The sequence below is a fragment of the Roseateles sp. GW821-FHT09G03 genome, from assembly GCF_059416045.1.
In genome coordinates, this window is record NZ_JBWKOK010000001.1 from 1,429,764 (window position 1) to 1,450,719 (window position 20,956).

General features: G+C 69.8%; 19 protein-coding genes. 3 read left to right on the forward strand and 16 right to left on the reverse strand.

Going from position 1 to position 20,956, the window contains the following annotated elements:
- Positions 1–27: 27 nt before the first annotated feature.
- Genes crcB through AC07OZ_RS06380 form a run of 3 tightly spaced genes read right to left on the reverse strand, consistent with a single transcriptional unit; the run spans position 28 to position 1,519 of the window.
- Positions 28–408 carry a fluoride efflux transporter CrcB gene (crcB, locus tag AC07OZ_RS06370; RefSeq protein WP_495466307.1) on the reverse strand — a complete coding sequence of 127 codons (381 nt, stop codon included), beginning with the start codon at positions 406–408 and terminating at the stop codon, positions 28–30.
- Complete coding sequence (locus tag AC07OZ_RS06375) at positions 405–902, reverse strand: molybdenum cofactor biosynthesis protein MoaE (RefSeq protein ID WP_495466308.1); 498 nt, start codon at positions 900–902, stop codon at positions 405–407. The genes crcB and AC07OZ_RS06375 overlap by 4 nt, the downstream gene beginning before the upstream one ends.
- Positions 903–925: 23 nt before the next feature.
- Complete coding sequence (locus AC07OZ_RS06380; RefSeq protein WP_495466309.1) at positions 926–1,519, reverse strand: hypothetical protein; 594 nt, start codon at positions 1,517–1,519, stop codon at positions 926–928.
- 107 nt (positions 1,520–1,626) lie between these two features.
- On the opposite strand from AC07OZ_RS06380, the gene AC07OZ_RS06385 reads away from it, so the two are divergent.
- The 3 genes from AC07OZ_RS06385 (at position 1,627) to AC07OZ_RS06395 (ending at position 4,037) form a co-directional block, all read left to right on the forward strand.
- A complete protein-coding gene (locus AC07OZ_RS06385; protein ID WP_495466310.1) occupies positions 1,627–2,343 on the forward strand; it encodes a type 1 glutamine amidotransferase in 717 nt (238 codons plus the stop codon).
- Between the two features lie 242 nt (positions 2,344–2,585).
- Positions 2,586–3,095, forward strand: a complete 510-nt coding sequence (locus tag AC07OZ_RS06390; RefSeq protein ID WP_495466311.1) for a DUF2306 domain-containing protein — start codon at positions 2,586–2,588, stop codon at positions 3,093–3,095.
- Positions 3,096–3,311: 216 nt separating this feature from the next.
- A complete protein-coding gene (locus AC07OZ_RS06395) occupies positions 3,312–4,037 on the forward strand; it encodes a glutamine amidotransferase (RefSeq protein WP_495466312.1) in 726 nt (241 codons plus the stop codon).
- A 16-nt stretch (positions 4,038–4,053) separates the two neighbouring features.
- Here the strand turns inward: AC07OZ_RS06395 and AC07OZ_RS06400 are convergent, their stop codons facing one another.
- The 13 genes from AC07OZ_RS06400 to kdpB all read right to left on the reverse strand — a co-directional run bounded on the left by AC07OZ_RS06400 (position 4,054) and on the right by kdpB (position 20,950).
- Entirely contained in the window at positions 4,054–4,962 is a 909-nt protein-coding gene (locus AC07OZ_RS06400) for a hypothetical protein (RefSeq protein WP_495466313.1), read from the reverse strand.
- Positions 4,963–5,037: 75 nt separating this feature from the next.
- Positions 5,038–6,012: a hypothetical protein gene (locus AC07OZ_RS06405; protein WP_495466314.1), complete on the reverse strand. Its 975-nt coding sequence runs from the start codon at positions 6,010–6,012 to the stop codon at positions 5,038–5,040.
- A 31-nt stretch (positions 6,013–6,043) separates the two neighbouring features.
- Complete coding sequence (locus tag AC07OZ_RS06410; protein WP_495466315.1) at positions 6,044–7,192, reverse strand: AAA family ATPase; 1,149 nt, start codon at positions 7,190–7,192, stop codon at positions 6,044–6,046.
- A 20-nt stretch (positions 7,193–7,212) separates the two neighbouring features.
- The gene (locus AC07OZ_RS06415) at positions 7,213–8,151 is read right to left on the reverse strand and encodes an RNA ligase family protein (RefSeq protein ID WP_495466316.1); all 939 of its coding nucleotides are present in this window, start codon (positions 8,149–8,151) and stop codon (positions 7,213–7,215) included.
- A gap of 437 nt (positions 8,152–8,588) precedes the next feature.
- Complete coding sequence (locus tag AC07OZ_RS06420; protein ID WP_495466317.1) at positions 8,589–9,506, reverse strand: TIGR03571 family LLM class oxidoreductase; 918 nt, start codon at positions 9,504–9,506, stop codon at positions 8,589–8,591.
- Positions 9,503–9,775: a hypothetical protein gene (locus AC07OZ_RS06425; protein ID WP_495466318.1), complete on the reverse strand. Its 273-nt coding sequence runs from the start codon at positions 9,773–9,775 to the stop codon at positions 9,503–9,505. Before AC07OZ_RS06425 ends, AC07OZ_RS06420 begins: the two co-directional genes overlap by 4 nt.
- On the reverse strand, positions 9,772–10,542 hold the full coding sequence (locus tag AC07OZ_RS06430; RefSeq protein ID WP_495466319.1) for a hypothetical protein: 771 nt from the start codon (positions 10,540–10,542) through the stop codon (positions 9,772–9,774). Before AC07OZ_RS06430 ends, AC07OZ_RS06425 begins: the two co-directional genes overlap by 4 nt.
- Positions 10,543–10,759: 217 nt before the next feature.
- A complete protein-coding gene (gene kdpE / locus AC07OZ_RS06435) occupies positions 10,760–11,467 on the reverse strand; it encodes a two-component system response regulator KdpE (protein WP_495466320.1) in 708 nt (235 codons plus the stop codon).
- Positions 11,464–14,244: a DUF4118 domain-containing protein gene (locus AC07OZ_RS06440; RefSeq protein ID WP_495466321.1), complete on the reverse strand. Its 2,781-nt coding sequence runs from the start codon at positions 14,242–14,244 to the stop codon at positions 11,464–11,466. The genes kdpE and AC07OZ_RS06440 overlap by 4 nt, the downstream gene beginning before the upstream one ends.
- 17 nt (positions 14,245–14,261) lie before the next feature.
- Positions 14,262–17,120, reverse strand: a complete 2,859-nt coding sequence (locus AC07OZ_RS06445; RefSeq protein ID WP_495466322.1) for a hypothetical protein — start codon at positions 17,118–17,120, stop codon at positions 14,262–14,264.
- A gap of 84 nt (positions 17,121–17,204) precedes the next feature.
- Positions 17,205–18,059: a TorF family putative porin gene (locus AC07OZ_RS06450; protein WP_495466323.1), complete on the reverse strand. Its 855-nt coding sequence runs from the start codon at positions 18,057–18,059 to the stop codon at positions 17,205–17,207.
- Positions 18,060–18,150: 91 nt separating this feature from the next.
- A complete protein-coding gene (kdpC, locus tag AC07OZ_RS06455) occupies positions 18,151–18,789 on the reverse strand; it encodes a potassium-transporting ATPase subunit KdpC (protein WP_495466493.1) in 639 nt (212 codons plus the stop codon).
- A 79-nt stretch (positions 18,790–18,868) separates the two neighbouring features.
- The gene (kdpB, locus tag AC07OZ_RS06460; RefSeq protein WP_495466494.1) at positions 18,869–20,950 is read right to left on the reverse strand and encodes a potassium-transporting ATPase subunit KdpB; all 2,082 of its coding nucleotides are present in this window, start codon (positions 20,948–20,950) and stop codon (positions 18,869–18,871) included.
- Between the last annotated feature and the right edge of the window lie 6 nt (positions 20,951–20,956).

Here is a 20,956-nt window from a genome sequence, read left to right on the forward strand (position 1 = left end):
AACGGCTGTGCCCAGGCCGGGTAAGTCTCAGGCCGACGTCATCATCTGCATCACCTTGAGCCCGGCCGCGGCGGCGGCCAGCGAGCCGACGACGTGCGCGGCCGAGTGAGACAGCGCCATCAGGAATTCGCCGCGCTGGAGCAGCGACAGCGATTCGCCGGAGAAGGACGAGAAGGTCGTGAGGCCGCCGAGGAAGCCGGTGACCAGCAACAGCTTGAGCATGTCGTTGGGATAACGGCCGAACCACTCCAGCGCCATGCCGATCAGGAAGCCGCCGACGATGTTGACGGCCAGCGTGCCCAACGGGAAACCCTGCCACTTCGTGTTCAACATCAACCCCGCGCCCCAGCGCGCAAGCGCGCCGCCCGACGCCCCGACGGACACCGCCACCACCTGCATCCAGCTCATCGACCGTTCCCCTCCACGTTGATGCCCCATCGCGCGAGCGCCTCGTCGTCGGCGACACGCGCGTCCACCCAGCGGGCACCGTCCGGTCCGTGTTCCTTCTTCCAGAACGGCGCCTGCGTCTTCAAGTAATCCATCAGGAACTCGCAGGCCTGGAAAGCCTGGCCGCGATGGCGCGAGCTCACGAGCACGAGCACGATCTGGTCGCGCGGCTGCAGCGCGCCGACGCGATGGATGACCCGCGCGCCGCGGATGTCGAAGCGCCGGAATGCCTCGTCGACCATCGCCTCGATGGCGGCCTCGGTCATGCCGGGATAGTGCTCGAGCTCCATCAGCGACACGGGCGTGCCGTCCGCGCCGTCACGCACCGTGCCGACGAAGCTCACCACCGCGCCGACGCCGCCGTCCCCGGCGCGCAGCGCCAACGTCTCGGCGCTGAGGTCGAAATCGGCGGTCTGGACGGTGACGCGCGGCAGGCGCGAGGGCGGCGAGTTCATCGCCGGATTGTGGCATCGCGCCTTCAGGCGGCGGGCGATCCGTCGACCGGCTGTCCGGCCTCGCGCGCCCGTGCCGAGGCGTACGCGGTGAAGGCCAGCGCGGCCTCGTCGTCCGGGAAGGCGGAGACCGGCACGTAGAGCACGGCGTCCTCGCGGATGATCAACACGAACTCCTCGCTCAGCAGCACCTTGCGCACGACGGTCCAGGGCGTGAAGGACCGCGTCGAGTTGACCTCCATGTGGACGCCTTCCTCCGCCAGGGAGATCTTGAGGCGGTGGGTCGTGTCGAGCAAGGTCGTCAGGAACCGCTGGTTGCTGTACTCGCTGAAGTAGGCCACCGCCAGGGCGCCCGACAAGTAGGCGACGACGCTGATCAGCAGCAGTTGCCAGGGCCAGATCCGATCGCCCGAGGTGACCGCGACGATGAGCATGGTCACCAGCAGGCCGCTCAGCAGTGCGCAGACGGCTTGGCGCCACAGCCGGCGGTAGTGCGGCTCTGGGGGATATCCGAGCTGCTCGAGGAGCTCCGGACGGCCCAGCACGCGGGTCACGCGATGGACGAGGTCGAGGCTGGGGGTGTAGGTGGTTTCGAGCATCGCCAGTCGATTCTTGATCATTTCTTGATACCGGCGCGTCAGGTCTTGCCCCCGCCTTGACATGGCCTTGCCTACGCTTCCTTCACCGAAACAACGGCGCGCGATCCGCGCCCCTTCGAATGAGACCGGTGTTGATCCTCCAGCACGAGCCCGCGCAAGGCCCGGGTTATCTGCTCCAGTGCCTGCGCGCGCATGACGTGCCGGTGCATCTGCTGCGGCCCGACCTGGGCGACACCCTGCCGCGGACGGCGGGCGCGTTCAGCGGCCTGGTGCTGCTGGGCAGCGACCACGGCGTCAACGACGGCACGCCCTGGATCCGCGCAGAGCAGGCCCTCCTGATCGACGCGCTGCGGCACAGCCGGCCCATCCTCGGCCACTGCTTCGGCGCGCAGCAGCTGGCGCGCGCGATGGGTGCCGGCGTGGCCCGCAACCCCCGGCCCGACATCGGCTGGCGCGAGCTGTGGATCACCCCGGCGGCCCGCGGGCTGTTCGGCGGGGAGGATCGCCTGCTGAGCTTCAACTGGCACTACGACAGCTTCCAGATCCCGGCCGGCGCGACGCGGACGCTGTTCGGCTCGAACTGCCTGAACAAGGGGTTCTCGCTGGGCCCGCACATCGGGCTCCAGAGCCATCTGGAAGTGACCGAGCAAAGCCTGCGCGACTGGTGCGCGCAGGGACGCGAAGAGCTGAGCCGCGGACGCAGCGTGACGGTGCAGAGCGAGGCCGAGATCCTGGCCGCGCTGCCCGAACGCCTGGCGCGTCTGCGTGGCGCGGCGACGAGCGTGTACCGGCACTGGATCGGTCAGCTCGACCGGCCGCCGGTCTTCGGCGCACGCGCGGCGTGACCGCCCGCGCCGCGCCGCGGCACATGCGACGCTGAGTCGCCGCCACGGTGGCGGCCGTCGCCACCGTTGGCATTGCTCTTTGCGGGCGATGAGGGCATGAGGGCCTGGGAGATCCGGGAAATCCCGCACCGCGCCCTCCCCCATCCGACCGATGCGCGCGCGGCGGCACACCCTCTATGGTGTCCGCAGGAGCGCGCCGCGCTCCGGCCCGCCGCGGCGACGCGGCTCCGCAGGGAGCACTCATGTTCGGTCTGACCCTCCTTGGCGCCGTGCACACGGCGTTCGCGCTGGTGGCCCTGGTGGCCGGCTACGCCCTGATCTTCCGCAACGGCCGCATCGACGGCCAGTCCACCCTCGGCCGCACCTACCTGTGGTGCACGGTGATCACCTGCCTGACCGCGTTCGGCATCTTCCGTCACGGCGGTTTCAACATCGCGCACGTGCTGGCGATCGTCACGCTCGTCACCCTGGTCATCGCCGTCGCGGCGCATCGCACGCGCTTCCTCGGCGGGCTCTCCCCGTATGCGGAAACGCTGGGCTACAGCTTCACGCTGTTCTGCCACATGATCCCCGGCCTCAACGAGACCTTCACCCGCGTGCCCGTCGGTGCTCCGCTGTTCACCGGCCCCGACGATCCGGCACTGCAGAAGGCGATCGGCGTCGTGTTCCTGCTCTTCGTGATCCTGATGGCAGTGCAGGCCTGGCGCATCCGCAAGGGACCGGCAGCAGGACGGCATCCTCATCCGGCCTGACCTCGTCTGACCCCGCGCGCCGCCGTCCGGGCCGGCGGCGGCGCGGCGACGTCATCCTCCCGGTCGACGTCGGCATCAGCATCAACATCGGCGTTGTGGTTGGACGAAGGGGTACGTCGTTTGGACGATCCGAAGCGCTCCTGAGCGGTGCCAGGTGTTGCGGGCACGGATACTGGAGGGATCCCCACCCGCTTCCGCGTTCAACGCACCGCCTCGATGTCCACGTCCAAGACCGTCCTCGCCGTCCGCCACCTGGCTTTCGAAGACCTCGGCCTGCTGCGGCCGGTGCTGACGGAGCGCGGCTTCGAGCGCTTCGTCACGCTGGACGCGGGCGTCGACGACCTGCGCGAGGTGGACCTCGACGCGGTCGATCTGCTGGTGGTGCTCGGCGGCCCGATCGGCGCGTACGACGATGCGCTCTATCCGTACCTCAACGACGAGATCGCGCTCATCCGCCGCCGCATCGCATCACAGCGTCCGCTGCTCGGCGTCTGCCTCGGCGCGCAACTGATGGCCCGCGCGCTCGGCGCCGATGTGCGGCCGATGGCACACGGCCGCAAGGAGATCGGCTTCGCGCCGCTGACGCTCACCGACACCGGCCGTGACTCCGCGCTCGCGCCGCTCGCGGGCGGCCAGCCCGTGATGCACTGGCATGGCGACCAGTTCGAGATCCCCGACGGCGCGGCCAGCCTCGCGACGACGCCGCTGTGCCCGAACCAGGCCTTCGCCCTCGAAGGCTTCGCGCTCGCGCTGCAGTTCCACCTGGAGAGCGATCCCGCACGCCTGGAGCAGTGGTTGATCGGGCACGCGGGCGAGCTGGCACAGGCGCGAGTTCCGCTGGACGCGATGCGGCGCGATGCCGCCGCGCAGGGCGCGGGGCTGCGGACGGTGCTCGGCCAGGTCGTCGATCGCTGGATGGCGGGTTGGGCGACGCGCGGCTGAGCCCCCTCGCCCGCCGTCAGATCGACGCCAGTCTGGTTTCGAGAAACTGGCCGTCACTGTAGTGGCGTCGAGTGAAGACAGCCCGACGACTGCTCTGCACGCAGGATGTCCAGCGCTCGTCCAGCGGAGAGGTCCACCCCTTTTCGTCGAGACGAAGCTTCTTGCCATCCGACTCCCATTTGGCCATCTTCTCCACGAAGAGCTTGGGATAGTCAGGCATCTGGCAGGTCAGATTCGCCCAAGGGTCGCACACATGGACATGGCGAGGCCATTGCCAGAACGGCCGACGAGCGAACGACTGATCCACCGTGCCCACCAGCGCAAACGCATGCATTCCTCCGAAGTGGAACGACGAGGTCTGCACCTCCGGCCGTTCATGCATCAGATAGTCCTGGACTGCGGCCGCCAGGGCGCCGCAGTTGATGTAGTTGGATTTCCAGATGTCGATCGATCTGCCCGCCGCCTGGGCCGGGTCGTCTTCAAACAACATGACTGTGGGCGGCGTCACGCCGCCTTGCAAGCTGGATCCCTTCGGCTCCCCATACCGCAGGGGCCACTTGTTGCCTGATTTGATGGTGTAGCTGTACTTGCGGTCGTAGAGCGCCAGTTGAACCGCCTCCAAGGCCTCGATGGCGGCCTGGCTGTTCCGCTCGCCATCTCCCCCGAGGTCGGACCTGTCCTCTTCCACCAGGGGTGCGTTGAGCCCTTCAGGGGCACGACTGAGCGCCAGGGTGGCCCGCTCGATGAACTGTTCTCTCATGCGATGGGCCAGGACGGCACCCTCGGGGCGGCGAATCTTCAGCGGCAGCGCTTCCAGCCAGCACGCCTGATCATCCGCTGACACCTCCCTGCCATCGGGGGCCGTCGTAGGCCTGTGATCGAGCTGAGGGTCGACGAAAGGGTTGGAGGTCAAGCGCGGCAGCATCGCGGGGCTTTCAAATGAAAACCAGTCAGTGGCGAACGTCCCGGCAAGGTTCCCGCCGCGCACTTCATGATCGCGTCAGCGCACGGTGCCGCGGGTGTCCTGCCCCAGCGGGGATTCGAGGAACTGCCCGTCGCGGTAGTGCCGACGGACATAGACACGAGGAACGCCCTGCACGCAGGACGTCCATCGCTCGTCGAGCGGAGACGTCCACTGCCCTGCAATGAAGAGTTCCTTGCCGCGCGCCTCCCATCGGGCCAGCTTGTCCACGAAACGTTGCGGATAGTCCGGCGCCGGACACGTCAGATTGGCCCAGGGGTCGCACACATGGACATGGCGAGGCCATTGCGCCAAAGGCAGGCGTGCGATAGCTGCGTCGACCGTGCCGATCGCCACCAGGCCGTGGATACCCCCCACGACGACCGTCGAGGTCTGCAGCGTCGGACATTGATGCATCAGGTAGTCCTGGGCCGCCGACGCGAGGGCGCCGCAATTGAGGGTGCGGGAGCTCCAGACATCGATCGATCTCGAAGCGGCCTTCGCCGCGCTGCCCGGCGTCAGCTCCTGCGCGCCCAGGATGAACCGGGAGATGTCGGGCTCCGCGTCCCATGCCTCCTGTTGCCTCGCCACGTCTCGCGGGCCCCGCTTGTTGTTCGATTTCTCGGATCCGTTGAACCGGCGGTCGTAGAGGGCCAACCGGACTTTCTGCAGGGAATCGATGGCGGCCTCCCGGTTCCGGCGCCCTGGCCCGCCGACGTCGGACCTGTCCTTCTTCACCGGCACCGCGGGGAGTCCTTCAACGCAGCGCTCGTCCGCGCGGTAGGCGCGCCCGAGGAACTGCCGCCTCAAGCGCTCCGCCAGGCTCGCGTCGTCCGTGCGGCGAAGCTTCAGCGGCAACAGATCCCGCCATCGCTCGTCGACAGTCGGCGGCACGATCTCGCCATGGCAGATCTTGGGCGGATCTTCTCCGGGGCGGTGGCCGACGATTTCATAGGCGATGAGGGGCAGCTTCATCGGGCAGTTTTCAAGTGAAAACCGCTCAGTCGCGAACATCCCTCCGAAGTTCGTCTGTCGCCAGTCGCCGTCAATCGGCCGGGCAATAACGCACCACGTGCGCCTCCGTCGGCACCGGCAGCTCCCACTTCCTCAGCATGCCTTGCAGCGCGCTGTTGGACAGCGAGGTGTCCCGCCGGTCGTTGCGGCGCAGCAGCTCCGCGCGCGGACGCTCGAGGTAGACGATCTCCACCTCCGCGCCGTAGGCGAAGAGCAGATCCAGCGTCTTGTCGCGCATCTGCTGGCTCAGGTGGGTGGCATTCCACACGAACGGCGTCCTGGCGCGCAGCAACGACTTCGCCTTGTCCACCGCGGCATGCGCGACCTTGCCTTCATTCTGTCCGTGCCGCAGGCCGAGGTCCGAGCGCGCATCGTCGAAGGACACCACCGGCAGGCCGCGTCGGTGCGCCGCCACCCACGTGTCCTTGCCGGACGCGGGCAGGCCGCACATCACGGTCACGCGAGCGCCGGGCTCCTGGAACAGCGCGTAGTCGGGATGCACGTCCGCGCCCCGGAAGTAGCTGACCCGCGTGTGCGCGTCCGCGAACGCCCGCGCTTGACCGTAGCAACCCTCTTCCCGCGCCAGTTCCCGGAACAACTCGATGTGATCGAGCACGCGGTCGCGGTCCTCGCAGACGCGCCCGCGCATGTCAGCCTCGGCCAGGGCCGCCAGCAGCGGCAGGCTCAGCCGGCATGACAACTCGCGCACGATGAACTCGGGCGACAGGCCGCGCCTCGAATCGGCCAGCGCGAAGAATGGCACCTGGTGCACGGCGATCAGGCGACAGACCGCCTCGCGCTGCTCGAACGGCATGCCCGCATCCCAGAGCAGCGCGCGGGCATCGATCGCGCCCATGCGCGAGTGGCCAGGCTGGCCGATGGCGCCCGTCACCGGATCGATCACGGTCGTTGCATGCTTGGACACGTCGTGCAGCAGCGCGGCCAGGAACAGGACCTCCTGGTCGGCGCGACTCGCGGCCTGATAGTCGGGCAAAGCGAGCAGTTCCTCGATCACCATCCTCGTGTGCGTCCAGACGTCGCCCTCCGCGTGATAACGCGGATCCTGCGGCGTGGTCTTGGCAAGTTCCAGCACAGGGAACGCCGTCAGGCAGGCCGCGAAGTCCGGACATCGTCCCGCTTCGGGCACCAGTGCCTGGATGTCTTTCCATTGACTGTTCATGGTTCTCTCCTCCGTCCGGCTTAGGGACATCGATGTTCATCGTCGTCGCGCGACGCGGCCTTCCTCGCCGGCATCGTCGATGTCGCCGCCATGGCCTTCAACGCCGGCAGCGACGTGATCGTTTCCAGGCCGAGATCGCCCCAGGTCACCGGGGGCCGTTCTGCGAAGAGATCCGCCCCCGGCGCCAGCGCGTTCGGCAGGATCGGTCGACGGGCATGGTGGGTCTCGCTGTCGAGGATCGTCTGCGTGAAGGACGCTCTCACCAGCTTGAACCGGCCGAGCACCTGGTCCTGGTCCTCGACCTTCAGGTAGAGGCCTTCGGACTGGTCGGCCTTGTCGGTCTGCTTCCAGCACAGGTCGAGCGGCAGCGATTCGCGCCGTGTCGCGGCCTCGAAGGCCGCGCGCCAGTCGGGCGATTTCGCCAGCGAGCGCGCCACCAGCTTCCACAGCAGCTTGGGATCCGTCGGCATCGGGCCCGCATACAGCACGGGCACGGACAGCACCGGCGAACCCGCCAGCAGCGCATGACGGCGCGGCGTCGACAGGAAACGCGAAGTGGCGCGGTCGTAGACGTCGAACTCGTTGAAGTAATGCGGCAGCCGGTCGTACCAGATGCTGTGCTTGGCATAGGCCCACTCGCCGTACAGCACGTAGCGGTCCTCGAGGCGGTCGATCAGCCGGTGCTCATGCGCGAGCGCCCAGATCTTCATCGGGTTGAACTGGCGTTCACCGAATCCGCCGATGAGGTAATGGCCGCGCGACTGCAGCAGCAGATCGCCGCCGTCGCTGAACGAGATGCCGGCGTTGGCGCCGTCGAGTTTTTCCTCGATGACGACATGGCAGCCGTCGAGCGCCGCGAGCGGCATCTGGTCATGGGCGGAGTCGCCCGCCTGCAGGCGGCTGCCCGCGAGGTGCGCCGTGCGCGGGTAGCGCAGCAGCGGCAGGGATTGCAAATACATGGGGTCCGTCACCCGCCGCGTTGTTGGCGCGGGCGGGTCCTGGTGGGGTCAGGGAACCGACGGACGTGTCGCGTGCGCGGTCGTGTCACTGCCGGTCCGATGGACCAGGCAGAGTCGCTGGGAGAAGTCGCGGGAGGTTTCGTGCCCCGCCGGCCTCATGGCAGGCGTCGGGGGCGTCAGGAACCGGTGCCGCAGCCTTCGCGGGCGCAGACGGCGCCGACACGATGCTGCAGAGATGCAGTCGTCGGCAATCAGCAGTGGATGGACGTACGGATCTTCATGGGGCACCTCCTGGACAGTGAAGAGGTTGGAACGCGCGCGGACGTAGCCGTCCGGCGTGGGCGCGATTCTTCAACGCATGGGCTGCCGCGTCAACCGGCCTTGATGCAACGATCCGACACCGGGATCGGGGACGAGTCCCGCGCGCTCGTCGAGATTCATCGCTCGAGCTGCGGCAACACCTCGCGACCGAGTTCCTCGATGACCTCGCGCGCCGGTCGCCCCCGCCCGAGATTGAACAGCACATGGGCCACGCCCATCGCGTGCAGGCGCCGCAGATAGGCGATCAACGCGTGGCGTCCGGTGCGCAGGCCGAGCTCGAGCGGCTCCGGAGCCGCATCCGGATCGGCGAGCAGCTCCAGCTGCACCGACTGCACGAACGGCTTGGCGCCGACGCCCTTCTGTTCCAGCGCGCGCTGCCACAGCTCGATGCGGCCTTCCTGCCGCGCTTCCTCGCGGTGATAGGTGGCCCACGCATCCGCGTGCGTCGCCGTCCATTGCAGCGACTGCCGCGCCGAGCCCACGACGATCATCGGGATCCGTTGCGCCGGCGCGGGCAGCACCTCGAAACCACCGGTCGCGGCGACCACCGCCGCGCGTTCATCGGCGTCGGGCGACAGCGCCGCGCGCACGATGGCCCAACGGCTGCGGAAGCTCTCCGCGCGCTGATCCAGGTCCTCGCCGAAGGCCGCGAACTCCGCGGGCCGGTCGCCCGAGCCCATGCCGAGGATGAAGCGTCCGCCACTGAACCGGTCCAGCGACAGCGCGGCCTTCGCCACATGCAGCGGATGCCGCAGGGGCAGCACAATCGCGGCGGCGCCGACGGCGATCTCGCGCGTCGCGCCGGCCAGCGCGGCCAGCCACAGGAAGGGATCGTCGAGCGCGCTCGCCGTGTTGTCGCTGCCCTGCGGCACCATCAGCGGGACGTCCCGCGTCCACAGCGCCGCGAAGCCGAGCCGGTCCGCGAGCGCGGCCAGCTCGAGCGCCTCGCCGACGTCGGCCAGCCGGTCGGGCCGCGCGTCGACGGGCGTCATCAACCCGACCGTGAGCCGGCCGGGCTGGAAGACCTGTCTCACTTGGTCTTCTGCTGCACCACCTTGACGTAGTCCGCCTGCAGCTTGGTCATGAAGTCGGCGGTGACGCGGAACTGCTGCTCGTGGAAATCGATCAGCTTCTGGAACTGGTCGGCGGCGACCTCGAAGGGCGCACCGCCGGCGCGCATCGATTCCAGGATGGCCTTCTGCGATGAGAGCACCGTGCTCCACGCGGCGTAGTTCTGTTCGAACGCCTTCTTCGACTGCTCGAAGAAGGTCTTGGCGAGTTCAACCTGGGCCTGCTGGATCATGAGTTGTCTCCTGGTGAGCGTGTTGTCGCGCGTTCGCCCGGGGTGGGCGCGGGGTCAATGCTACCGTTGACCACCTCCCTGTCGTCGGACTGGCCGCAAATGTGCCGCTGGCGGATGACCATCCGGGACGCGCCGTCCGCGCAGGCCAGCCACTGGGGATCGACGGGCGGCTGCCAGCACTCGTCCAGCAGCAGCTGCTTGCCGTCCCGTTCCCACTTCGACATCTGCTCCCGGAAACGGTCGGGATAGTCCCGCACCGGGCAGCACAGGTGGGCCCAGGGATCGCAGACCTGGAGATGCGGCGGCCAACGCGCCAGCGGCACGTCCACCAGCCGCTCGTGCACCGAACCGACCACCACCACCATGTGGTCGCCGTCCAGGTGCAGCAGGGAGGTCTGGATGTCCGGGAAACGTTCCCCGAGATAGTCCTGGGCTGCGACGCTCAGTCCGCTGCAGTTCACCCGGGACTGCTGCCAGGCCGCCAAGGAGTCGAACACCCGCAGGAGCCGCGCCGACACGTTCGCCGGGTCGAATCGGAACCGGGTGACACACCGATGCTCCGGGGCTTCGGGCGGCAAGGCCTGGGCGCGCGGCCACTTGTTGAAGGACTTGGACGATCCGAGCGACCGGGTGTGGAGGACTTCCCTGATGCAATGGGTCGCCTCCCGCGCCGCCTCGGCGTTGATGCCCTCGAACGAGGTGTCCCAGGCGGGCGGATAGACGATCGGGGGCCGCAAAGGGCCCTCCTTCTGCGCCAGGCGTCCCATGGATTGCGCCAGATCCTCGAATTCCTCCCGGATCGCCCGGGCCTCCGCAAAGGACAGGATCGTCGGACGAGGTCCGGCACCGGACGCAGGGGCCGACCGATCGTCGTGGACACGAGAGGCGAAGGAGGCAGCAGGCGGAAGCACGACGATCCCGGAATCAGGTTGGACGGACCGATGGAGTCACGCACTCCGGCGATCCGGTTCGTCGCCTGACAACTCAGGGCATCAGCCGATACCCCACCCCGGTCTCCGTCAACAGGTGCTTGGGACTCGCCGGCTCCACCTCGAGTTTCTGGCGCAGGTTGCCCATGTAGACGCGCAGGTAGTGGTTCTGCTCCACGTGTGCCGGCCCCCACACCGCCTTCAGCAGTTGGCGGTGCGTCAACACCTTGCCGGCGTTGCCGATCAGGTGGCTGAGCAGGCGGTACTCGATCGGCGTGAGGTGCACGTCCTCGCCATCGCGGCGCACACGGCGCGCGGCCAGGTCGATCTCGACGTCGCCGAAGCGGAAGGCCGGGTCCTGCTGCTCGCCGGACCGCGCCTGGCTGCGCCGCAGCGCGACGCGCACGCGCGCCATCAGCTCACCGACGCCGAAGGGCTTGCTCAGGTAGTCGTCGGCGCCGTGGTCCAGGGCCGCGATCTTGTCGTCCTCGGCGCCGCGCGCCGACAGCACGATCACCGGCACCGCCGACCACGCGCGCAGGTCGCGCAGGAAGTCCTGGCCGTCCCCGTCGGGCAGGCCCAGGTCGAGGATGACCAGATCGGGCCGCCGCGTCCCCGCGTCGATCAGGCCCTGGCGCAGCGTGCCGGTCTCGTGCACGGTCCAGCCCTCGCCCTCCAGGGCCAGGCGCACGAAGCGGCGGATGTTGGGTTCGTCCTCGACGATCAACGCCACGGGGACAACATTCGACTGCGGCTCGCTCACGGTGGGGGTTCCCTGTCTTCCTCGAAGGCCGGCAGCGCCGGCGGCTCGCCCAGCGGCAACGCCAGGCTGAATCGCGCCCCACCCTGCGGCGTCGCGCGCTCCGCCCAGATGCGGCCGCCGTGCGCCTGCATGATGGCACGGCAGATCGCCAGGCCCAGGCCCACGCCGGGCAGGTGCGACTCGCTGTGGCCGCGCGTGAATTTCTCGAACAGCGCCTCCTCGCGCCCGGGCGGCAGGCCGGGGCCGTTGTCCTCGACGGACAGGCGCATCTCGCCGGGGCCCTCGACGAGATCGCCGCCACCGCCCGATCCGCCCGCACCGTGCGTGCGGGCGATCACGCGGATCTCGCTCCCGGGCGGCGTGTACTTCGCGGCGTTCTCCAGCAGGTTGGCCAGCACGCGCTCGATGAGCACCGCGTCCAGTTCCACCAGCGGCAGGGTCGCCGGGACGTCCAGCACCACGCGGTGCCGCGCGAGCGCCGAACCCATCAGCTGCAGGCTGCTGCCGATGACCTCGTCCACCGGCTGCCACTGCCGGTTGAGCTTGAGCGCGCCGCTCTGCAGCCGCGCCATGTCCAGCAGGTTGTGCACCATCGCGTTGATGCGCAGCGACTGCTGCTCGATCGCCAGCGCGGTCTCGGCGGCGCCGGGATCCAGATCGCGCTTGGCCAGCGTCTCGGCCAGGCCCTGCAGCGCGGCCAGCGGCGTGCGCAGGTCGTGCGACAGCGCCGACAGCAGCGAGTTGCGCAGCCGCTCCGACTCGATCTGCAGCAGCGCCTGCTGCGCGACCTCGACGTAGTGCACGCGCTCCAGCGCCTGGCCCGCGATGCGCGCGGCCGTCTCCAGCTGCGCGCGGCGCTCCGGCAGCATCAGCGTCTGCGCGTCGCCGGGCCGTAGCGCCAACACGCCACGCGTGCGCATCGGCGCGCGCAGCGGCAGGTAGAACCACTGGCTGCCCGGCAGCGTGTCGGTGCCCAGGCCGGCGGCCTGCTCGTGGTCCAGCGCCCAACGTGCGGTGCCGGCATCGGAGCGGTCGCCGATCGACAGGGTCTCCTCCGTCGGCGACGGCTGCAGCCGGTCGTCGTCGTCGAGCACATGCAGCAGCGCCCGTCCGCCGAACTGCAGCGCGAGCTGCTGCTCCGCCGTGGCGATGACCTGCTCAGTCTGCAGCGCGCCGGCCAGTTCGCGGGTGAGCTCGAAGAGTCCGCGCGCCCTCGCCTCGCGCTCCGACGACACGCGCGCCTCGTAGCGCAGCCCCGCAGTCAACTGCCCGGTGATCAGGCCCACCGCCAGCATCACGACGAAGGTGATCAGGTATTGCACGTCGCTGACCGCCAGGCTCAGCCGCGGCGCGACGAAGAGGAAGTCGAACAGCGCGACGCTGAGGAAACTCGCCAGCACCGCCGGCCCGCGCCCCCAGCGCATGGCGACGCCCACCACGCCGAGCAGGAACAGCATGACGATGTTGTCGTTGGCGATGCGGTGCGACAGCGGCCAGCAGACCGCGGCCACGCCGGCGCAGGCCAGCGTCGCCCAGACGTAGCGCCGCGGCGCGGCGCCGAAGGTCGGACCGGGGTCGTCCTCGTTGCTGCGCTGGGTCGCCGACGCGCCGACCTGGATCAGGTCCAGCTCCGGCGCCGCGCGCCCCAGGTGCGCCGCCAGGTCGCGGCTGCCCCAGCGGCGCAGCGATGACGGCGACGGGGGCGCGCCCCGCCCCATCAGCAGCTTGGACAGGTTGTGCTCGCGCGCGTAATCGGCCAGCGCCTGTGCCGGGTCTTGCGCGGCCAGCACCGCCGTGGTCGCGCCCAGGTCCTGCGCCAGCCGCACCACGCGCAGGCTGCGCTCGCGGCGCGCGTCGGGCAGGCGGTGCAAGGCCGGCGTCTCGACGTAGACCGCATGCCAGCTCACCGCCAGCTGCTGCGCGAGCTGCGCGGCGCTGCGCACGATCGACTCGGCCTCGTCGCCGGGGCCGATCGCGCAGAGGATCGCGGCCTCGGTCTTCCACACCGCCGCGATGCGCTCGTTGCTGCGCCAGGCCTGCACGTCGTCCTCGACGCGGTCGGCCGTGCGGCGCAGCGCGAGCTCGCGCAGCGCCATCAGGTTGCCCTTGCGGAAGAAGTGCTGGCCGGCGCGCTCGGCCTGCGCGCCCTGGTAGACCTTGCCGGCCTTCAGGCGCGCGAGCAGCTCGTCGGCCGGCGTGTCGACCAGCACGACCTCGTCCGCGCGGTCGAAGAAGGTGTCGGGCAGCGTTTCCTGCACCCGCACGCCGGTGATGCCGCCGACGACGTCGTTCAGGCTCTCCAGGTGCTGGACGTTCACCGTCGTGTAGACGCTGATGCCGTTGGCGAGCAGCTCCTCGACGTCCTGCCAGCGCTTGGGATGCCGCGATCCGGCGACGTTGGAGTGCGCCAGCTCGTCGACCAGGATCAGCGCGTCCGGTTGATCCTTCAATCGTTCCAGCGCGCCGTCGAGGTCGAACTCCGGCAGCGCGCGGCCGCGGTGGTCGACCTGCCGCATCGGCAGACGAGGCAGCGGCGGCACGCCGTCGAGCAGCGCGGCGGTGTCGGCCCGGCCGTGCGTCTCGACGACGCCGATCAGCGGCGCGCGGCCCTGGTCCGCCAGGTGCCGCGCGGCCTGCAGCATCGCGAAGGTCTTGCCCACGCCCGCGGACGCGCCGAAGTAGATGCGCAGCCGGCCGCGGCCTTCGGATTGTTCCTGCCGCTGGAGGTGGGCCAGCAGCGCATCGGGGTCGGGTCGGTCGTCGGTGGGGCTGCGCATGGGAGGGGATTGTCGTATCAGGGTGCCACGGACGGGGCGGACGGCGCGTCATCGGTGCGGCGTTCCGACAGGCGTGCGGCCAGCGCCGCCAGATGAGGCAGGACCTGGTCACGCCGACGCGCCGCCACGGTGGCGGTCACGCCGGCCAGCGCCTGCGACGCGGCGTCGTTGGCGGCCTGGACGGCCTCGGCGTCGTCGCCGGCCGCCTCCACGGCGGCGCCCCATCGGGCCTGCGCGTCCGACACCAGGCGGGCCGCGAGTTCGTCCAGTCCCGCCTCGCGGTCCAGCACCTTCGACAGGAAGTCGCCGACCAGCCCGCTGGGCACCAGGCATTGATGCGACGTGTCGCAGCCGCTCTCGAGCTCCGCGGCGATCAGGGCATCGGCCCGCCGCTCGCGCCGGCGTGCCACCTCGTCGTCACGCCACCGGTCTCCGGCCACGCCGAACGCGGCGTAGATGGGGGTCTCAAACGCATCGGCCGGCGCATGGCCCGGCCGCTCGCCTCGACGTTCGCCCCGAGATTCGCCCAATCGCTCGCCTAATCGCCCGTCCAATCGCTCACTCAATCGCTCACTCAATCGCTCGCCCAACCGGGCCCGGACCGCCTGCCTGAGCAGCATCGCCTCCTCGAGGTTCTCGTCGAAGCCGCCATGTGTCTCGATCACCCACTGGTCGGCCCGCAGCTCGCAGGCGAACTGCAGCGCGACCCTGACCGCCGTGGCGGCGTCGCTGCCCTCGCCGACGTCCTTGAGCAAGGCCATCTGGTGCAGGACCCGCAGATACGCGTCCGCGCATTCGCCGTCCTGCGCGCGGATGAGCGCCTCGCATCGCGCCGCGAAGGCCCGGTCGTCCAGCGCGCGCCAGAGCACCGGTCCCAGCAGCGGCGGCAGCGCGCCTGCAGCCTGGCTCTGCGTCGACTGCTGATACTGGCGGATGAACTTCCGGAGCCAGGTCATGACATCGGGGAGCGCCTTCAGCTGGTTGCGCTGCCGCCCGTTCCATACCAGGCCCCGCAGCAGCCCGAACACTTCTTCCAGCGCCCGATGGTGCTCCGCGAGCGCATCCGCCAGCGCGCCGCTCATGAACGGCCCAGTACCACTGCCAGAGTCGCCGTAGCGGGAGGACAGCCGTGTCAGGCAGCGGAAGTCGTGGACCAGTCCGGTGCCCACACGTCTCGCCCAGAGGGCGTCCCGGGACCGATCCTCGTCCTTCAGGTCGATGTCCAGCCATTCGGCGTCCGGCCATCGAAGCGCCGCGGGGAGCCGATCTCCTTCCAGACGCGTGCTGCGGAACCGGATGCCGAAGGCGAAGCGCTCCGCCAGGACGCGATTGACCTCTTCAGGATCGAACACCGCTTCGCCCCGGTGGTCCAGTTCCAATCCCAGGGCCTCTCCGCGCGAGCGGGCGATGGCCGCGATCCATGCCGCGGGCGGTGCGTCGAGATCCGTTTCCCAGGCATTGCCGCGCAGCAGTCCCGCGGTGGGGGTCGGCGGATACGGGCCGCGATGCGCCTGACCCGCCAGATGCACGTACCAGCGCTCCCGGCGCAAGGCGTCCTTGGGCGGGGCCTCGCCCACCCACTGCCTCAGGCTCGCCAACGCCTGCCTCGCGTTGTCCGGCATCGTCCGCACGGTCTGGCCACCCGCCCGGGGCCACGACACGCTCAGGCCGAAGACACGGGCCAGATGGAGCGCGTCCGTGACCCGGTCCTCCTCCTCCCGGGACAGGAACGCCATGTCCCCGAACGCAGGCGCCGGCTTCAACACCTGCAGGGCGGCATCGCGGAAGGCGCGAAGCGCCGGGGTCAGCGTGGCGTCCGGCACGGCGACCACGCATCGCGACATCGCGTCGGCCTCGGCGCGATCCAGCCACCGGGGCCGATCCGGGAGGTAGAGCGTTTCGGTGGCGTACATGCTCCGCGCCGACGCGTCCCGGCAGCGGGGCAGGCCGTCCATCATGCGGGCGGCTTCATCCTGCGCGGACAAGGACGGCATGCTTCGCGGGAAGTGGAAAGGCGCCCGTCGCAGATCGGCGGCGATCGCCTCCAGGGCCTTGAAGCGGTCCGTGACCGTCCTTGGCGTCTTGATGGCGAGTGCGCAGCGCACGGCGATCTGATCGTCGTCGACGATGTCAATCAACAGCCGCTGCACGCGCGCGGTGAGCGCCGACCCGATCCATGCGTCCCTGCGCAGCAGGGCGAGATCCCGGGTCAGTTGCGCGAACACCCGCGGACGCCCGAGCGCCCCCAGCACGCCGGGCCGTTCCACGACATCGTGAAGAGGTCGGCCCAGGGCGTCGCAGAGCCGCTGGAACGCGCCGATGCCGTCCTCGCGACCGGCGATGTCCAGCACCCACCGGCCATCCGGTTCACGGCGGGCATGTGCCTTCAGCGCTGGCACCACGACGTCGCTGCCTGTGGGAAGCACGATCTCCGTCAGGTTCGGACATCGTTGCCGATAGGCCGGCAGCCAACGCCAGTCCTTGGCGTCCGGGAAATCGGCGAACTCCAGCCGCCGTATCCAGGCCGCCGTGGCCGAGGGCAGACGTCCCGCCAGTGCGTCATGTCCGCGGTGGCCCAGTTGCCACGCCTGTGCGGCCTGGGAGACCCCCTCGTGCTCCGGGCCAAGGGGATCGCGACGGTCCACGAACATCGGCCATGCGACCTCGGTGTCGTCCGCCATGCCCTGCACCGCGACGGCGGCCGGACTGTCAGGCCGGATGAGCGCGGGCCGCTCCAGTTCGAGCGTCGACTGCCGGGTCGCTCGCGGGTCGAGGCGGGCCCCCTTCGCGGGCGTCGGGCCCGAAGAGGTCGAAGGGATCAGGGAGCCGTTGTCGACCCGCCAGGGCGACAAGGAGCTGTTCGGCGTCGGATGCATGCGGAATCTCTTGCTGGACGATCAAGGCGATCGAGGCAGCGTCAGTGATCGGGTCGCAGCATCCGTACGCGGTCAGCGGCCGTCTCAGAACGTCTTGGAGACGCTCAGCACGACGCCGGTGTTGCCCAGCCGCTTGGCGCGGGCGGCGGCGGAGTCGCCCGCCTGGTACAGCGCCTTCTCCGCGTCGGTGCCCACCACCGCGAGTCCGACGGTGATGCCGCCGACATCCTTGAGTTCCTTGGTCACGGACAGCTTCCAGTCGGTGTACGAGAGGTCGCCGTACTTGCGCACCCACAGGTGGCCGAGGTGCACGCCGGCGTTGAAGCCCTGCCCCAGCTCGAAGCCGTAGTTCAGGTCCAGGTAGGACGTGCCCTTGGACGAGCCCTTGGCGGGCAGCGCGTTGAAGTAGGCGTAGCCGGCGGTCTCGCTGTCCAGACCGAAGTAGTCGGTCGCGGCGACCGACAGCTTGGCCGAGAAGGCGCCCGCCGTGACGGCGGCGTAGAGGTCGACGTTGTCGTACTTGTTGGCGGTCGGCTGACCAGGCGCGGCGTTCAGACGCGCGCCGGGATAGACATAGGCCAACGCGCCGACGTCCAGCGTGACGGCATCGGTCACCGGCAGCTTGTAGCCGCCGTACAGGTCCCATTCCATGCCGGCGCCGTTGTTGTAGCTGTTGCCCGAGACATTGGACGCCCAGGTGCCCAGGTACAGGCCGCTGCTGTGGCTGTAGTCGAAGCCGGCCTGCACGGCGGGCTGCTTCCAGGTCTGGCTGATGCCGCGGAAGCGGTAGTCGCTGACGAAGGCCACGTTGCCGGTGAAGGTGTGCTCGGGCGTCGCGGCGGGCGCGGGCGCGGCGGCGGGCGCCTCACCCTCGGCGCGCGCGGCGGCGTGCAGGAAGCAGGAGGAGATCAGGAACAGCGAGAGAAGACGAGTTTTCATGAATGTGGAGACGACAGAAAGCACGCAGGCGGCCGGCCGTGGCCAAGGCCCCTGCGCAGGAACGGTGGAGAAGACGAGGACGAGCCGCGGCTTACGCCGTCGGCTCGGAAGCGGGCACCACGGCGGGCGCCACGGCCGGCACGACAGCGGGCACGACAGCCTTTTGCCCCGGCGCCTTGTCCAGCGCCAGGTTGAGCTTGAGCACGTTGACGCGCGGCTCGCCGAGGACGGCGAGGTCGCGGGCCTCGGTGTTGGCCTGGATCAGGCGCTGGACGGCCTCGACCGGCAGGCCGCGTTCGCGGGCCACGCGGGCGGCCTGGTAACGCGCCGCGGCCATGCTGATGTGCGGATCGAGTCCGCTGGCCGACGCGCTCACCAGGTCGACCGGCACCGGCGCGGTGTTGCCCGGATCGGCGGCCTTGAGCGCCGAGAGGCGGCCTTTCACGGCGTCGACCAGCGCGGGGTTGGTCGGGCCCTGGTTGGAGCCGCTGGAGCCGGTGGCGTTGTTGGCCATCGGACCGGTGGCCGACGGGCGGCCCCAGAAGTAGCGCGGCGACGAGAAGTTCTGGCCGATCAGCTCGGAACCGACGATCTTGCCGTCCTGCAGGATGAGGCTGCCCTCGGCCTGGAACGGGAACATCGTCTTGGCGACGCCGGTCACGAGGGCCGGATACAGCAGGCCGGTGACGGCGCTCAGCAGCACGAAGCCGACGAGCGCGGGGCGCAGCATGCGCAGCGGCGAATGGGAGGTCGGATGTGAAACCGACGAAGCGGCGGATTGCGTGGTTGTCATGATGGGTTCCTCCGCGTCACACGAGGTGGAGCGCGACCAGCAGCAGGTCGATCGCCTTGATGCCGACGAACGGCACGATCAGGCCGCCGAGGCCGTAGATCCACAGGTTGCGGCGCAGGAGCGCGGCCGCGCCGATGGGCCGGTAGGCGACGCCCTTGAGCGCCAGCGGGATGAGCGCGACGATGATCAGCGCGTTGAAGATGACCGCCGACAGGATCGCGGACGCCGGGCTGTGCAGGCCCATCACGTTGAGCGCGGCCAGCTGCGGGTACACGCCCAGGAACATCGCCGGGATGATGGCGAAGTACTTGGCCACGTCGTTGGCGATCGAGAAGGTCGTCAGCGAGCCGCGCGTCATCAGCAGCTGCTTGCCGGTCTCGACGATCTCCAGCAGCTTGGTCGGGTTCGAATCGAGGTCGACCATGTTGCCGGCCTCCTTCGCCGCCTGCGTGCCGCTGGCCATCGCCACCGCCACGTCGGCCTGGGCCAGCGCGGGGGCGTCGTTGGTGCCGTCGCCGGTCATCGCGACCAGCCGGCCTTCGGCCTGGTAGTCGCGGATCAGCTTGAGCTTGGCCTCCGGCGTCGCCTCGGCGAGGAAGTCGTCGACGCCCGCCTCGGCCGCGATCGCCGCGGCGGTGAGGCGGTTGTCGCCGGTGATCATCACCGTGCGGATGCCCATCTTGCGCAGCTGCGCGAAGCGCTCCTTGATGCCGCCCTTGACGATGTCCTTGAGCTCGACGACACCCAGCACGCGGGCCTGGCCGTCGTTCAGGTCGGCCACGACCAGCGGCGTGCTGCCGCGGCGCGCGACTTCCTCGGCCACCGCGGTGACCTGCGCCGGCATCTGGCCGCCGTGCTGCTCGACGAAGCGGCGGATCGCGTCCACCGCGCCCTTGCGCAGCTGGCGCTTGGGGGCGGCCGGATCGCCGAAGTCGACGCCGCTCATGCGGGTCTGCGCGGTGAAAGGCACGAAGTGCGCCTGCAGCGTCGCCAGTTCCCGCTCGCGCAGGTTGAAGCGCTGCTTGGCCAGCACGACGATGGAGCGGCCTTCCGGCGTCTCGTCCGCCAGCGAGGCGAGCTGCGCCGCGTCGGCCAGCAGCTGCTCCTGCAGCGTCGGGGCCGGCAGGAAGGCGCTGGCCTGGCGGTTGCCCAGCGTGATCGTGCCGGTCTTGTCCAGCATCAGCACGTCGACGTCGCCGGCGGCCTCGACCGCGCGGCCGGAGGTGGCGATGACGTTGGCCTGCATCAGCCGGCTCATGCCGGCGACGCCGATCGCGGACAGCAGCCCGCCGATGGTCGTCGGGATCAGGCAGACGAGCAGTGAGACCAGCGCGGTGATGGACACCACGGTGCCCGCGCCCGCCGCTTCCACGCTGAACAGCGAGTACGGCAGCAGCGTCACGGTGACGACCAGGAACACCAGCGTCAGCGCGACCAGCAGGATGGTCAGCGCGATCTCGTTGGGCGTCTTCTGGCGCTTGGCGCTTTCGACCATCGCGATCATCCGGTCGAGGAAGGCCTCGCCCGGGTTGACGGCGATGCGCACGACGACCCAGTCGGACAGCACGCGCGTGCCGCCGGTGACGGCCGAGAAGTCGCCGCCGGACTCGCGGATCACGGGCGCGGATTCACCGGTGATGGCGCTCTCGTCGACCGAGGCGACACCTTCGATGACCTCGCCGTCCAGCGGCACCAGGTCGCCGGCTTCCACCAGCACGACATGGCCCTTGCGCAGTTCCTCGGACGCGACCGGATGCCAGGACGAGCCGTGGCGCGGGGTCTCGAGCTTCTTCGCCCAGGTCTTGGCCTTCAGGCCGCGCAGCGACGCGGCCTGCGCCTTGGAGCGGCCTTCGGCCAGCGCCTCGGCGAAGTTGGCGAACAGCACCGTGAACCACAACCACAGCGCGATGGCCAGCATGAAGCCGGGGCCTTCGGCGCCGGCCAGTTCGGGGTTGGCGAAGCTCGCCAGCCACAGGCCGGTGGTGAGGATGCTGCCGGCGTAGACGACGAACATCACCGGGTTGCGCAGCTGGGTCGACGGCGCGAGCTTGAGGAAGGAATCGCGGATCGCCGGCTTCACCAGCGCGGGGTCCCACATGCCGGT

Bases quoted from the DNA above. Each gene is read 5' to 3' on its own strand.
- AC07OZ_RS06390 (WP_495466311.1), top strand. From the start codon at position 2,586: ATGTTCGGTCTGACCCTCCTTGGCGCCGTGCACACGGCGTTCGCGCTG.
- AC07OZ_RS06430 (WP_495466319.1), bottom strand. From the start codon at position 10,542: ATGGGACGCCTGGCGCAGAAGGAGGGCCCTTTGCGGCCCCCGATCGTC.
- AC07OZ_RS06380 (WP_495466309.1), bottom strand. From the start codon at position 1,519: ATGATCAAGAATCGACTGGCGATGCTCGAAACCACCTACACCCCCAGC.
- crcB (WP_495466307.1), bottom strand. From the start codon at position 408: ATGAGCTGGATGCAGGTGGTGGCGGTGTCCGTCGGGGCGTCGGGCGGC.
- AC07OZ_RS06410 (WP_495466315.1), bottom strand. From the start codon at position 7,192: ATGAACAGTCAATGGAAAGACATCCAGGCACTGGTGCCCGAAGCGGGA.
- AC07OZ_RS06415 (WP_495466316.1), bottom strand. From the start codon at position 8,151: ATGTATTTGCAATCCCTGCCGCTGCTGCGCTACCCGCGCACGGCGCAC.
- AC07OZ_RS06400 (WP_495466313.1), bottom strand. From the start codon at position 4,962: ATGCTGCCGCGCTTGACCTCCAACCCTTTCGTCGACCCTCAGCTCGAT.
- AC07OZ_RS06450 (WP_495466323.1), bottom strand. From the start codon at position 18,059: ATGAAAACTCGTCTTCTCTCGCTGTTCCTGATCTCCTCCTGCTTCCTG.
- AC07OZ_RS06445 (WP_495466322.1), bottom strand. From the start codon at position 17,120: ATGCATCCGACGCCGAACAGCTCCTTGTCGCCCTGGCGGGTCGACAAC.
- AC07OZ_RS06395 (WP_495466312.1), top strand. From the start codon at position 3,312: ATGTCCACGTCCAAGACCGTCCTCGCCGTCCGCCACCTGGCTTTCGAA.
- AC07OZ_RS06440 (WP_495466321.1), bottom strand. From the start codon at position 14,244: ATGCGCAGCCCCACCGACGACCGACCCGACCCCGATGCGCTGCTGGCC.
- kdpC (WP_495466493.1), bottom strand. From the start codon at position 18,789: ATGCTGCGCCCCGCGCTCGTCGGCTTCGTGCTGCTGAGCGCCGTCACC.
- AC07OZ_RS06425 (WP_495466318.1), bottom strand. From the start codon at position 9,775: ATGATCCAGCAGGCCCAGGTTGAACTCGCCAAGACCTTCTTCGAGCAG.
- AC07OZ_RS06375 (WP_495466308.1), bottom strand. From the start codon at position 902: ATGAACTCGCCGCCCTCGCGCCTGCCGCGCGTCACCGTCCAGACCGCC.
- kdpB (WP_495466494.1), bottom strand. From the start codon at position 20,950: ATGTGGGACCCCGCGCTGGTGAAGCCGGCGATCCGCGATTCCTTCCTC.
- AC07OZ_RS06405 (WP_495466314.1), bottom strand. From the start codon at position 6,012: ATGTTCGCGACTGAGCGGTTTTCACTTGAAAACTGCCCGATGAAGCTG.